Annotated in this window: 13 protein-coding genes and 1 pseudogene; 2 read left to right on the forward strand and 12 right to left on the reverse strand. The window is 34.4% G+C overall.

Annotation, left to right across the window (positions count from 1 at the left end; all coding sequences use genetic code 11):
- Positions 1-168: 168 nt before the first annotated feature.
- Positions 169-1,068, reverse strand: coding sequence for a LysR family transcriptional regulator (locus J3U36_RS10685; protein WP_220215953.1), 900 nt, complete (start codon positions 1,066-1,068; stop codon positions 169-171).
- Positions 1,069-1,368: 300 nt separating this feature from the next.
- Here J3U36_RS10685 and rpmB point away from each other — a divergent pair, with 300 nt between their 5' ends.
- Positions 1,369-1,605, forward strand: a complete 237-nt coding sequence (gene rpmB / locus J3U36_RS10690) for a 50S ribosomal protein L28 (protein WP_220215954.1) — start codon at positions 1,369-1,371, stop codon at positions 1,603-1,605.
- Between the two features lie 15 nt (positions 1,606-1,620).
- Complete coding sequence (gene rpmG, locus J3U36_RS10695; protein WP_025314526.1) at positions 1,621-1,788, forward strand: 50S ribosomal protein L33; 168 nt, start codon at positions 1,621-1,623, stop codon at positions 1,786-1,788.
- Between the two features lie 260 nt (positions 1,789-2,048).
- On the opposite strand, the gene gltP is transcribed toward rpmG, so the two are convergent.
- The 11 genes and pseudogenes from gltP to J3U36_RS10750 form a co-directional block, all read right to left on the reverse strand.
- On the reverse strand, positions 2,049-3,359 hold the full coding sequence (gene gltP / locus J3U36_RS10700; RefSeq protein WP_267380283.1) for a glutamate/aspartate:proton symporter GltP: 1,311 nt from the start codon (positions 3,357-3,359) through the stop codon (positions 2,049-2,051).
- 90 nt (positions 3,360-3,449) lie between these two features.
- The gene (gene gyrA / locus J3U36_RS10705) at positions 3,450-6,146 is read right to left on the reverse strand and encodes a DNA topoisomerase (ATP-hydrolyzing) subunit A (protein WP_267360930.1); all 2,697 of its coding nucleotides are present in this window, start codon (positions 6,144-6,146) and stop codon (positions 3,450-3,452) included.
- Between the two features lie 100 nt (positions 6,147-6,246).
- The gene (locus tag J3U36_RS10710; protein WP_220215956.1) at positions 6,247-6,822 is read right to left on the reverse strand and encodes an SIS domain-containing protein; all 576 of its coding nucleotides are present in this window, start codon (positions 6,820-6,822) and stop codon (positions 6,247-6,249) included.
- Positions 6,823-6,837: 15 nt separating this feature from the next.
- Entirely contained in the window at positions 6,838-7,182 is a 345-nt protein-coding gene (locus J3U36_RS10715) for a YraN family protein (protein ID WP_267360932.1), read from the reverse strand.
- Positions 7,175-8,986 carry a penicillin-binding protein activator gene (locus tag J3U36_RS10720; protein WP_267380275.1) on the reverse strand — a complete coding sequence of 604 codons (1,812 nt, stop codon included), beginning with the start codon at positions 8,984-8,986 and terminating at the stop codon, positions 7,175-7,177. Before J3U36_RS10720 ends, J3U36_RS10715 begins: the two co-directional genes overlap by 8 nt.
- A gap of 410 nt (positions 8,987-9,396) precedes the next feature.
- On the reverse strand, positions 9,397-10,479 hold the full coding sequence (gene rlmM / locus J3U36_RS10725) for a 23S rRNA (cytidine(2498)-2'-O)-methyltransferase RlmM (protein WP_267380277.1): 1,083 nt from the start codon (positions 10,477-10,479) through the stop codon (positions 9,397-9,399).
- Between the two features lie 47 nt (positions 10,480-10,526).
- The gene (lpxL, locus tag J3U36_RS10730; RefSeq protein WP_267350157.1) at positions 10,527-11,477 is read right to left on the reverse strand and encodes an LpxL/LpxP family Kdo(2)-lipid IV(A) lauroyl/palmitoleoyl acyltransferase; all 951 of its coding nucleotides are present in this window, start codon (positions 11,475-11,477) and stop codon (positions 10,527-10,529) included.
- A 226-nt stretch (positions 11,478-11,703) separates the two neighbouring features.
- Positions 11,704-12,498 carry a thymidylate synthase gene (gene thyA, locus J3U36_RS10735; RefSeq protein ID WP_267360940.1) on the reverse strand — a complete coding sequence of 265 codons (795 nt, stop codon included), beginning with the start codon at positions 12,496-12,498 and terminating at the stop codon, positions 11,704-11,706.
- Complete coding sequence (gene lgt, locus J3U36_RS10740) at positions 12,495-13,364, reverse strand: prolipoprotein diacylglyceryl transferase (protein WP_267380279.1); 870 nt, start codon at positions 13,362-13,364, stop codon at positions 12,495-12,497. The genes thyA and lgt overlap by 4 nt, the downstream gene beginning before the upstream one ends.
- Positions 13,361-13,933, reverse strand: coding sequence for an RNA pyrophosphohydrolase (gene rppH, locus J3U36_RS10745; RefSeq protein WP_065558435.1), 573 nt, complete (start codon positions 13,931-13,933; stop codon positions 13,361-13,363). Before rppH ends, lgt begins: the two co-directional genes overlap by 4 nt.
- A 329-nt stretch (positions 13,934-14,262) precedes the next feature.
- Positions 14,263-14,433, reverse strand: a pseudogene (locus tag J3U36_RS10750) (pseudouridine synthase); the annotation flags it as partial.
- Positions 14,434-14,616 lie beyond the last annotated feature (183 nt).

Consider the following 14,616-nt stretch of genomic DNA (forward strand, 5'->3'; position numbering starts at 1 on the left):
TTTGATGAGTAAAAGCAATGTTAAATTGTTTAGAAAATTCATCGATAATAAACTTTTTTATATTTTTTGATGAAAATTGATCATTGATAAGGTTTATCACATCACAAACCTTATCATTATTCTGATATGCCAAATCCCCTATGATAAATTCATGCTAGTTGATAAAATTTATCGACCAAAAATCGCATCATCACTGTGTTCAATTAAGAAATGATAAAACTTCTGCGCTGCCGGTAATAACGGTCTATTTTCCATTGTCGCAATAAATATATCTCTTTTTTGATAATTTTTGCTCATTGGTACTAATGTTACATTGAACTCTTCAGGTATATGTACTCTCGGCATAATACCGATACCATAATTAATCGATACTAATCCCATCATGGCGCTTTCTGTTTCAACATGACAAGCTATGTTCGGCTTGATGCCCGTTTTATTTAACATGTCATCGATCACACTTTTCATCCCACTTCGTTCTGTAAATAAAATAAGGGGTTCGTGAATTAAGTCTTTTAAATCAAGTTTTTTACGCTTAGATAAAGGATGATCATTAGAGATAATAAAAACTAATTCTTGTTTAGTTAACTTTTGAAAATGAACATCTGGTTCATCTTGTAAACGTGAACAGATAGCTATCTCGTATTTTTTGTCTCTTAATCCTTCAATGATATTTTGTGACATTCCTTCATAAAAAGAGAAAGTAATATCTTTATTCTCAGGTTGAGCTAAAAACGCCTTGATAATTTTTGGAATATAATTGGAACTAATAGAATAGATAAAAGCAAGTCCAATATGACCATGTGAAACACTGGTTAATTCTTTAACAAACTGTTCGCCTTCTGATAATGCCGTTAATGCTTGTTCTACATAAGTAAGATATTGTTTTCCTTCTTTTGTTAGTTCAACATTTCGGCCTCTTTTTTGAAATAATTTAATCCCAACCTCTTTTTCCAGTTCTGATATAGAATGACTAAGGCTTGGCTGACTGATTGAAAAATATTCTGATGTTAATGTGTAATGTTGAGTTTTAGCAAGCACTTGGAAATATTTTAGTTGTTTAAGATTCATGTGATCAAACTCTCTTTACTTAGTTATACAAAAGACAGTATAGGAGAATTTTCCATTAACACAATATTTGTATTTTATTTAACTCAGTTAAATTTAAACTTATTTTTTTCTTAAACAAGATAATACTTGAGAATTTGCCGATAAAAGCGTATACTTCGCTACCTCATTATTGTGGGTGTAGTGTGAGAGGTGAAACTGCTTCTCAAATAGAGCTGCAGCAAACTAAAAGCCTGACGAGGTTAATTCCATTAACATATTACGCCCAAGGCTTAAGCATAGAAATTTTGGAGAATTATTGACATGTCACGAGTATGCCAAGTAACAGGAAAAAAACCTTTAGTAGGGAATAATCGTTCTCATGCGATGAATGCTACTAAACGTCGTTTTCTACCAAATCTTCAAACTCACCGTTTTTGGGTTGAGAGTGAAAAACGTTTTGTAAAATTACGTGTATCAGCTAAAGGTATGCGTACTATCGATAAAAAGGGTATTGATGCAGTTTTAGCTGAACTTCGTGCCCGTGGTGAAAAGTACTAATAAGGAAACCCTATCATGGCAAAAGGTGTACGCGAAAAAATTAGATTAGTTTCTTCTGCTGGTACAGGTCATTTTTATACCACTAGCAAAAACAAAAGAACCATGCCTGAAAAAATGGAGATCAAAAAATACGATCCTGTTGTTCGTCAGCATGTTATCTATAAAGAAGCTAAAATCAAATAGTTTTAGATAAATATCAAAAACCCAGCAAGAGCTGGGTTTTTTTATGTTTATCGATTACCTATCATTATTAAATTAAACTTTTATTAATAGTCCATATGTATTCTTCTATTATCTACATGGATAATTAAAAAATATTGATTGTTACAAACTATCACATAAACAGAATATTAATGAAGATAAGCATTTACCACTTAAATTCAATTATAAAAAAAGCTCCAGTTTTTATCCTGAAGCTTTTTGGAAAGTTATAAAACTATTTTTTATTTTAAATATTGCTGTTCATATGCTTGGGCTTTTTTATCATCAAATACATGTTCCCAGCGAGCAATAACAATAGCCGCTAAGGCATTACCAACCACATTAACCACGGTGCGTCCCATGTCTAATATACGCTCAACTCCCATGATATAGCCGATATAATCAAGCGGTATACCAACACTGCCCAAAGTCGCAGAAAGTACCAAAATTGAAGCACCCGGTACACCAGCAATCCCTTTTGACGCTATCATCAATGTTATAACGATGATAACTTGATCTAGAATGCTTAAATCCATACCATATAATTGCGCGAGAAAAATTACAGTTATACTTTGATATAGTGTTGAACCATCAAGATTAAATGAATATCCAGTAGGGATAACAAAACTAGTAATTGCTTTCGGTGCACCATAAGCTTCCATTTTTTCAATAATCTTAGGCAAAGCTGTTTCAGAGCTTGCTGTTGAAAACGCAATAACGAGTTCTTCTTTTAATATTTTTAATAAGGTAAAAATATTAAATCGGCACATTTTACAAACTAAACCTAATATGACCAAGGTAAATATGATCATTGCTGAATAGACAGTTAAAATCAATTTCAGCAATGGCAGTAATGAGGCAAATCCATATTTGGCAACGGTTACCGTGATTAATGCAAATACCCCAATAGGTGCGTAACGCATAATCATATTAGTTACTTTAAACATTGTATCTGATACCACTTTTAATAAGAATAAAAATGGATCACGCTGTTTATCAGGTAAAGACATTAAGCCTAAGCCAAAAAAGACACAGAAGAAGATAACAGGTAAAACTGCACCATCAGACATTGCTTTAAAGATATTAGCCGGAATCATGTCTAAAATCATAACAATTAAACCATGTGGTTTACCGCTAAGTTCTTCAGCTGCTTTAGTATATTTACTCATATCTGCTGAGGCTAACGTTGAAGAATCAATTCCCGCGCCAGGTGCAAAGAAATTTCCCCAAAAAAGACCTAACAAAATAGCAATAGTAGTAATAATTTCAAAATAAAGAATAGTTTTAAAACCAAGCATTCCTAAACGTTTTGAACCACCAATGCCTGCTATACCTAACGTTAAAGTACTAAGAATAATTGGCAATACAATCATTTTTATTAAGCTAATAAAAATATCCCCAGCTGGTTGAAAGACATTAACGATTAAAAATTGGTAATCAGAATGCAAAGGATGGTTTGAATCAGAAAGTTCGTACAGATAAGCACCTACAGCCACGCCTAGAATTAATGCTATTAAGATTTGCCATGCAAGATTTGATAATATTTTTTTCATTAAAAATGACATCTAATACTATTCCTTTTTGAGGTTTTCTAAAATAAAAAAGGACTAGCTATATAACTAATCCTTCTTAATAATTAAAAATTATTCTTCGGACTCCTGAGCTGAATTATCCAGCTCGTCTCTCTGCTGCGATGATACTGATTCCACATCATCATCTTCGGTTTCAGCGATTCGTTGCAGACCCACAACTTTTTCGTTATCGGCTGTGCGAATCAATCTTACACCTTGTGTATTTCGACCGACAATACTTACTTCTGAAACGCGTGTGCGTACTAACGTTCCGGCATCAGTAATTAGCATGATTTGATCAGTTTCATCCACTTGTACAGCACCAACCACAGCGCCATTTCGTTCACTGACTTTGATCGAAATCACCCCTTTTGTTGCCCGAGATTTTGTTGGATAAAGCTCTTGTTGAGTACGCTTACCATAACCATTTTGTGTTGCGGTTAAAATCGCACCATTGCCTCGAGGGACGATAAGTGACACTACCTTATCATCACTTTCAAGTTTAATGCCACGCACACCTGCAGCGGTACGCCCCATTGCTCGAACTTTATTAGCAGGGAAGCGAACAACTTTACCATTAGCAGAGAACAGCATGATGTCTTCCGTATCTGAAACTTGAGTGATTTCGTCATCATCTGACTCAATGTCTTCATTCACTACATCATCATTCAGTTCTTCATCATCAATGGCTGATGATTCATTACTCGTTAAATCGACACCAATTAACTCATCATCATCACGTAAGTTGATTGCAATAATACCACCACTACGTGGGCGACTAAATTCAATAAGAGAAGTTTTCTTCACCGTTCCTTGAGCAGTCGCCATAAATACGCAATGTTCATCGTCAAATTCCCGAACAGGTAAAATTGCGGTGATACGTTCATTTTCTTCAAGTGGTAATAAATTAATAATTGGACGACCACGAGATCCTCGACTTGCCTCAGGTAATTGATAAACTTTCATCCAATATAAGCGACCACGGCTTGAGAAGCACAAAATAGTATCATGGGTATTAGCAACTAATAATTTTTCAACAAAATCTTCTTCTTTGATTTTGGTTGCTGATTTACCTTTACCACCACGACGTTGAGCTTCATAATCTGAAAGCGGTTGATATTTCACATACCCTTGATGAGAAAGGGTAACAACAACATCTTCTTGTGCAATCAGATCTTCAATATTGATATCTGCACTACTTGCCGTAATTTCCGTTCGTCTTGCATCTTGGAACTGATCGCGTATCGCTTCAAGCTCTTCACGTATCACCTCCATTAATCTTTCAGGACTTGCCAGAATATATAATAGTTCACCGATTTGAACTAATAACTCTTTATATTCATCAAGAATTTTTTCATGTTCAAGTCCGGTTAAACGATGCAAACGAAGATCTAAAATTGCTTGAGCTTGCGCCTCAGAAAGATAATAGTGACCGTCACGGATACCGAATTCTGGAGCCAAATCTTCTGGACGAGCAGCATCATCGCCTGCTTTTTCAAGCATTGCCGCGACATTTCCAAGTTGCCAAGCTTGAGATAAAAGTTTACTTTTTGCTTCAGCTGGTGTTGCAGCTGCTCGAATTAACTCAATCACAGGGTCAATATTGGCAAGTGCAATCGCTAAACCTTCTAATACATGTGCACGTTCACGGGCTTTACGCAATTCGTAAATAGTACGGCGTGTTACAACTTCACGACGATGTAGCACAAAAGCTTCAATCATTTCACGTAAATTTAACAGTTTTGGTTGACCTTTATGTAAAGCCACCATATTGATACCAAACGAGACTTGTAATTGGGTTAATGAGAAAAGATTATTCAGTACAACTTCACCCACCGCATCTCGTTTAATTTCGATGACTATGCGCATGCCATCTTTATCCGATTCATCACGCAAAGCAGAAATGCCTTCAACTTTCTTATCTTTAACTAATTCAGCAATTTTTTCGATGAGTTTTTTCTTGTTAACTTGATAGGGTATTTCATTAACAATAATCGTTTCACGACCACTGTGATCATCAACTTCAATGGTTGCTTTAGAACGAATATAGATAATTCCACGGCCAGTACGATAAGCATTTTCTATGCCTTTTCGACCGTTTATTAATGCTGCGGTTGGAAAATCAGGCCCCTGAATATGTTCCATTAACCCTTCAATTGAAATATTTTCATCTTCAATATAAGCAAGGCACCCATTAATAACTTCTGTAAGGTTATGCGGTGGGATATTGGTCGCCATACCTACTGCAATTCCTGATGATCCATTAATTAATAAGTTAGGAATACGTGTAGGTAACACATCAGGAATCATTTCTGATCCGTCATAGTTTGGTGAAAAATCGACGGTTTCTTTATCAAGATCTGTCAGTAATGCACCTGCAAACTTTTGCATACGAATTTCGGTATAACGCATTGCTGCTGCCGAATCACCATCAACCGATCCGAAGTTACCTTGACCATCAACCAGCATATAACGCAGTGAAAATGGCTGTGCCATACGTACAATTGTGTCATAAACAGCTGAGTCACCATGCGGATGGTATTTACCGATTACATCCCCAACTACACGAGCTGATTTTCGATAAGGTTTATTCCAATCATACCCCGCTTCATGCATGGCAAATAAAACACGTCGGTGAACAGGCTTTAAGCCGTCACGAACATCAGGCAGTGCACGCCCAACGATTACAGACATAGCATAATCAAGGTAAGAGGATTTTAGTTCATCTTCAATGTTAACGGGAGTTATTTCTTTGGCTAGTTCGGTCATAACACCAAGTTCTCTTATTAATATAAATCATTAAAACAGCTTATAATTATAGCATATTATTCGCTATTATTGCAGAACTAAACTGTTTTTATTTTCATTATTAAGTATGATTAAACAAAGTATTTTCAATTAATTGGCATAAACAGTTTAAAATCATAGCATGCATCTCATAAGCCATCACTTTTTTATAGGTCGGAATTCTAATTTCTATATCATTTTGACCTAATAAACCTATTACCTCTCCACCATCAAAAGCCGTTAGAGCAACAATTTTCATATCTTTAATGACCGCTTCTTGTACAGCTCGGATAATTGCTTTACTGTTCCCTTGGCAAGTTGCCACGATTAATATATCACCTTGTTGCCCCAATGCTTGTATTTGGCGTGCATAAATCTCTTCATGATTTTTAATCGCACTTAATAAAACATTATCAGACACTAAAGCGATAGCGGGGATACTAGGTCTTTCAATATCAATACTGGTAATTAATCGAGAAGTAAAACTTTGGACATTCGCAGCCGAAGAGCCATTACCACAACTCATAATTTTATTACCATTAAGTAATCCTTCAACGATGATGTTAGCAGCTTTTTCAATTGACGAACCTAAGGATTCAGCCATCACAATTTGTGTTTGGATACTTTCTGTAAAATAATTTTTGATTAAGTCTTGCACGTTTTCACCTAAATATTAAAACGCATTAATAATCCATTGTTGGCTTTTACCAGTAATAGCAAAAACATCAAATCGAAACTCAGTTTCTTCAATATTCAAATTTTGCGCAATCATCCAAAGTTGCGCTGCCTGTTTAATTTTATTTTGTTTATTAGGCGTTATTGTCATTTCTGCATGACCAAAATGGGCATTTTTTCGATAGCGCACTTCTATAAAAACAAGGCATTGTTTGTCACGCATAACCAAATCAAGTTCCCCAAAGCGAAATTGACTATTTTTAGCTATAAGCGTTAAACCTTGCCCAAGCAGATACTGGCAAGCAATATTTTCAAAATGCTCGCCAATTTTTTTTCTATTCACTAATCGGTTCTGATTTAGTTGAGCTATTAGAATATTGTTGCCATGATAATGCGCGCGTTATTTCGCATTGTTCTGACGTTGATAATTTACCTGTCATTCCATCTAAAAAATTAGTTTGATTTGAACTTAATTGATTAAAACGATTTGCTAAACGCCAAGCATCTATTCCCATTGCATAAACACGCATTAAGGAATAATCCTTCTTAATACTGTCCGGCAACTCGATCGAGGTATCAAGTTGATTAGAAATGAGCGGAATTTCAGCATATTGCGTTTGATTTAAATCATAGTAGAAGTCATTAGATGCATTTGCGACATGACTTTTAGAACTTGAATACAGCGCAACACTCGCAGATGACGAGTGACCAATCGGTTTATCAGCTCCCATATCTAACATCGGTTTGATCAACGTTAATTCATCGTATGAGGAATAAATATAAATTGCATCAAAATCAGTAAAATTATCAACTAAACTCATTGATTCCGATGGCATATCATTAAGAACAATAGGCTCACCAACAAGTTCGATACCAACATTTTTATTCATACTATCGCTTAATGTTTTCGCATTTCCAAAATACTGGACATAAGCTGGTGAGCTGTTAACTGAAAGTTGAGACCACTGTTTTGCAAAATTTTGTGCTACGCGTTTACCAAGTTCATTTTGTGGGACTAATAACAATGGTTTTAGTTTATTTTGTGCAAATATATGATTAGCTGCATCTTTTGCTTCATCTTCAGGCGATAATGCAAAATAACACATCTTGTTGCGGGTATCTGATTTATTCTCAACTTTATTCAATGCTAATACAGGAATACCCGGCGCCAATTGCTTGATATAGTTAACATCACCTTTTAATAAAGGTCCTACAATTAATTCTACATCTTCATCTTTAGCTTGTTGAATTAATTTATCTAATGAGGCACTTGCAGTATCAAACGTCACAATATTTTGTTGTGGTTCTTGTGGATAAAACTTCATGGCATCAAAATAACCTTGACGAATTGTTTCACCAAAAATATGTGAAGTTCCACTTAACGGTAATAACAATGCCACTTTTTTTCCTTCATTATCAACACTAAGTGTTTGTTCTCCCGTTAACATTGAAATAACCGCATTACCAGGATGGTTAGGATATCGTGTCGCCCAATCATGAAAAGCCTGTTTTAAATTTTCATTGTCAGAAGCACCAACTAGTGTAGTTGTTTGATAAGCGATACTTAATTCAATCCAACCTTGTAATATGGTTTCATTAGTACCTACAACAATTTTACCCATTTGATCGTTTTTTAACTTGCTGAAAAAACTCCATGTACTACTCAATACTTGTTGACGCTGATCTTTCGATGACCATTTTTCTAATTCAATATAGTCATGTGCTTGAGCATTAATATTTTTTTTGTCTAAAGCTAATTTGATGGAGTAATATCGATATAACTGTGAATTATTAAGCTCGTTAATAGATAAGGTATCAAGCTTAAATCGTTTTCCTGTTCTAACTGCGATTTCACCTTGAGATAAAATTTTATCTATTTTTTGTTCCGGATTGAGATCTGTCGACAACTTAGAAAGTAGTGTGTTAGCTTGTGAAAGCTTGTTTTCTTTAATTAATGCCCGAATAGCTAACAATTGCCAATTTGTTTTAGCTTCTCCAGAACTTGCTTCGACTTGTGAAAGATAATAACTCGAATCTTTGCTTTCATCAAAGCCAGAACCGTTTTTTGAAAAGCTCCCTGAACATCCAACTAAAAATGCTAATAATACTGATATTAACATTGTGTAAAATGAGCGTTTTATATTCATACCTATTCTCGTGTAATTTGTTGTCACTAAATTCGTTGTTAATTCATTGTTACTTAGTTTGGTTATGATAATGTGTTTAATTTAACTTCAAAAATAATCTATTTATTTTCAATTTATAATGACTTTTTAGTAAATTTGATCGTGCTAATTTATCGCATTTTTACTTGGGATATAGAAGAACACAACTATTTTCGCTTTATTATCTATTTACCGCGATTTGACCGCTAATTACATTACTCATTGATTTAAATCAGAACATATATCAATCAATATTAAGCTTTTTCGTTACATATATAAAGCTATACAGACAACAATATATAAACTATTTTGATGACTAATAAAGTATATTCTTTTACCTAAAAAATTAGCTTAGTTTAACTAACTACAGTCAATTAAAGAATTAATTATTTTTATCCCCAAATTCGTTGTACATGAACGGTAATTTCTTCTCGATCATGATAAAGCTGTTTTGCTTGAATTTGAACATTAATTTGATTGTCATTTAATATGTTATTGAGCAATTGTAAATTTTGTTTTACTTCTTCATAACGCTTTTTCATGGGTAATTTCAGATTAAAAATTGTTTCTCGACACCAACCATTGATAAGCCATTTAGTTATTAATTCTGTCACCTTAGTCGGTTTCTCAACCATATCACAAACTAACCAATAAATATTATGCTTTTTAGGCATAAATTTAAAGCCATCTTCTCGAAAATTTTTAACTTGCCCTGTTTCCATTAATTTCGGATTCATTGGACCATTATCAACGGCATAAACCATCATACTTCGTTTGACAAGCTGGTATGTCCATCCTCCCGGACAAGCGCCTAAATCAACAGCATTTAATCCACCTTTTAGTCTTTCTTCCCATTCTTCATAGGGAATAAAGATATGAAACGCTTCTTCAAGTTTTAATGTGGAACGGCTTGGGGCATCAACTGGAAATTTTAACCGAGGTATCCCCATATAGAACGGTGAATTATTTTCACTTAGTGAATAACCAACATAACAACTATTATTATTTAGAAATAACACATGAATAACAGGGCGGGTTGGATTTTGGACTTTTAATAAAATCCGATGATTTCTTAACGCTTGCCGAAGCGGAACAGTAAATTTGCGACAAAACCCCGCCAACGCTTTTCCTTCATTAGTATCTGCCACTTCAACTCGCAAATCGCCGGCTTTATCAATACATCCCGTTAACGCTTCAACAATAGGCGTAATACGATCATCTGTTGGCAAATCAACTAATCGATCGCCTGTAACAAACATTTGGCGTGCAAATATAAGTGTTCTAAAAGGTAACGCTTGAATTAAGCGTTGAGCATCGCCATTTTGATAGCATTCAAAAACAACATAGCCACTATTATCGTTAACTTTAGCAAATCCAAAGATCTCTTTTTGAGCCGCTTTATCTGTGATTTCAGCGGCACACTCTTTTTCAAAACCAATACGGCAATAGAGAATAATCTTATTTAATTTTTGCATATTGTATCTTTAACTCTTTTTTCAAAAATCCCAAAAAAATAGCTGTATTAGTCGGATTGAACACTGTCTGTATATAATGGTGCTTCACCTTTTGGACGAGTTTTGAATCTTCGATGTAACCACATATATTGCTCTGGCGCTTTTAAAATTTCTTGCTCAATCGCTTTGTTCATAAACGTTGCTGCTTGCACATCATCGTCCATCGGAAAATCAATAAGCTGGGATGTAACATAAACAGTATAATGCCCATTTTTTTCACGTTTGGGGGTAAAAGGGATAATTGCAGGTTGACCAAGTTTAACCAAAATACGCGTACCTATTGTAGTTGCAGCCTTTTCGACAGAAAAGAAAGGCGCAAACACGCTGTTTTTAGGTCCATAATCATGGTCTGGTGCATACCATAATAATTCACCATTTTTTAATGCACGAATCATTCCTTTGGTGTTATATCGTTCTAACATATATTTATTAGACTTTAACCTACCTTTTAACTGCACGTAATCCATAACAGGATTATCATTTGGACGATAAACACCAACTCCAGGATGATGCATACCTAAAATACGAGCACCTAATTCTAATGTGAGAAAATGGATACCGATTAGTAATACCCCCTTTCCAGCCTGCTGTATTTGAGTAATATGCGAATCGCCAACAATAGAAGATTGTTTAGCTAATCGTTTATTTGACCAAAACCAAGCCATACCCGTTTCAAAAATCGCTAAACCGGTTGATATAAAATTTTCACGCAACATCTGATCACGTTCTTGCTGTGATTTTTCGGGGAAACAGAGCATTAGATTTTGTCTTGCTGTTTCTTTACGTTTGCCAATTATTTTCATTGATAGCAATCCTAACCCTTTACCTAATTGATAAATAATTGGATATGGCAATAACACGATAAGATATAAAAGACCAATCCCAAACCATGTTAACCAATAACGCGGGTGTAATAAACGTTTAGTAAAGATTGGGCGAATTTCCTGATTTTGAGTCATATAAAGATTAAGTTATTATCAATAACAAAGTGGACTATTATATACTATATCTTGGTTTTGGTGGCAGAAAAATCAAATTACTAACTTAACAATGACATTCATTTCTCATAATGCTAATTGTTAACATGAGGATTAAAAATTAAAATTAGGGATTAATCAGATTAATCCCAATATATTAGACAACTTAATTTGTAAAATAAAAATCAATTGAAGTAATTTATTCCGATTAAACAGCCACAGGTGCTTTAATAGCGGGATAAGGGTCATAATCAACAATTTCAAAATCTTCAAATTCGTAATCAAAAATTGTGGGTGGCTTACGTCTAATTTTAAGCTTTGGTAAAGCTCGAGGTTCCCGGCTTAGCTGTAAATGCGTTTGTTCCATATGATTTGAATATAAATGGGTATCGCCACCCGTCCAAACAAAATCACCCACTTCTAGATCACATTGTTGAGCAATCATATGCACTAATAATGAATAGCTTGCTATATTAAACGGTAAGCCTAAAAATACATCACATGAACGCTGATAAAGTTGGCATGATAGTTTTCCATTTGCAACATAAAATTGGAAAAAAGCATGACATGGTGCTAATGCCATTTGATCTAACTCTCCAACATTCCATGCAGAAACAATCATACGTCTTGAATCGGGATCTGTTTTGATTTGTTGAATTAATTGCGATATTTGATCAACTTGCCTACCGTCAGCTGTTCCCCATGCTCGCCACTGTTTTCCATAAACAGGGCCTAAATTGCCATTCTTATCCGCCCATTCATCCCAAATGGTCACTTTATTATCTTGTAAATACTTGATATTGGTATCGCCCTTTAAAAACCAAAGTAATTCATGAATAATTGAACGTAAATGGCATTTTTTTGTAGTTACCAGTGGAAACCCTTTTTGCAAATCAAACCTCATTTGATAACCAAAAATTGATAACGTACCCGTTCCTGTGCGATCTGATTTAGGCGTACCCTCATTTAAGATTGTTTTCATCAGGTCTAAATATTGTTTCATGAATTTCTCGCTTTTTGATTAAATCGATATGCATATAACATAATTAAAGCACCACCTAGTATCATAGGTAGACATAAAATTTGCCCCATACTAATGATGTTGAAAAATAAGCCTAATTGTTCATCAGGTTGTCGATAAAATTCAATAACAAACCTAAATAAACCGTAACATAGTAAAAATAATCCAGATACAGATCCTGTTGGCCTTGGCTTTCTAATAAACAGATTTAAAATAATAAATAAGACAATACCTTCAAAAGCCATTTCATATAATTGGGAAGGATGTCTTGGAAGTATGCCATGCAATTGAGTATATAGTTCTTTCCATTCAGGATGTGATTGAACAAACATGAAATCTGCATGTGATGATGTAGGGAACAACATCCCAACTGAAGAATGAGTCACACGCCCCCATAGTTCGCCATTGATAAAATTACCAAATCGCCCAAACATTAAACCTATTGGCACTAAAGGTGCGACGAAATCAGCAACTTGCAAAAATGTTTTGTGGTTTATTTTAGCAAAAATTGCAATAACACAAATAGCCCCAATCAATCCGCCATGAAAAGACATCCCGCCTTCCCAAACTTTAAATAATGATATGGGATCGTTTATAAAAACATTAAAATTATAAAAGAGTACATAACCTAATCGCCCACCCACGAAAAGACCTAAAAATCCCCAGAACAGTAAATTTTCAACTTGTGGAACAGTCCATTGGCTATTTGTTTTTTTTGCTCGCCTCTTGGCTAAAAAAAGGGCACCTAATACCCCAAAAAGGTACATTGCTCCATACCAGTGTAAAGAAATAGGTCCAATTGAGAAGGCAATTGGATTGAAATTTGGAAACTGTAAATATTGATTCATCTTTTAGTTCGCTGTTTATTTTTACGTTTATGAACAAAATAATTGGATTTTTTTTTGTTTGAACTGTTTGTTGCTTGTACATCCACTTCAGTTTGTATGGCAAATACGGGTAATGAAAATTCTTTCATGGCTCTGCGATATACATCACGTTTAAAAGAAATCACTTGTCGAATTGGATACCAATAATTGACCCATTTCCAATCATCAAATTCAGGTGTAGAAGAAACATTGAGATTAATCACTGAATTATCAGAAATTAACTCTAATAAAAACCATTTTTGTTTTTGACCAATACAAACAGGTTGATTTTCCCAACGAATCATACGTTTAGGTAATTTATATCTGAGCCAACCATTGGTAACAGATAAAATTTTTACATCTTTAGGTAATAATCCGACTTCTTCGTTCAATTCTCGAAACATTGCCTGTTCAGGCGTTTCGTTTTGTTTTATTCCGCCCTGAGGAAATTGCCAAGAATTTTGCCCATAACGACGAGCCCAAAGTACTTGGCCATAACGGTTACAAATAACTATTCCTACATTTGGACGGTAGCCATCATTATCAATCACTGACTACCTCAAAAAATCTATTTCATATGGCTAAATTGTTTCATACATACAGCAATAAATAAATAGAAAAATGCTATTAATCGAGAAATATGTTATTAAACAGATTAGTTTTAACCATTTTCAGTAGTGCTATTGTTTCTATAAAAACTGTTTTTTGAATGACTAAAATTATAAGATAAATTAGAATATTAATGAGTTAAATGATTGTTAAATTATATTAAAACAATAAGTTGAATTTAAATAGATGATAAAGAAAGGTAACATCAATAGTGTTTGGTTGAAAAATAGGGATAACTTACACCTTTCAAAATACACCTACTTTAATCAAATACATTACCATCGTTTGTTAATAAAAGTAATCCTTCACTGTCAGTATCTAATCGTCCAGCAGGATAAAATTTGGGTAATGAGATAAAATCTTTCAATGTTGGATACTTTTCATGCGCTGAAAATTGAGACACCACATTAAATGGTTTATTAAAAGCGATTAATGAGCTCATTTCCAGACTATATCCCTCTCTGCTCTTCAATTACGTTGATTTTAATTTCTTAAATCATAGATAGCAAAAAAGCCCAGCATCTCTGCTGGGCTCTCACGCTTATTTAAAAGTCTGGCGGCACCCTACTCTCACATGGGTAATACCCACACTACCATCGGCACTACGGCGTTTCACTTCTGAGTT

Source organism: Gilliamella sp. B3817 (assembly GCF_026536705.1).
GTDB lineage: Bacteria > Pseudomonadota > Gammaproteobacteria > Enterobacterales > Orbaceae > Gilliamella > Gilliamella apicola_I.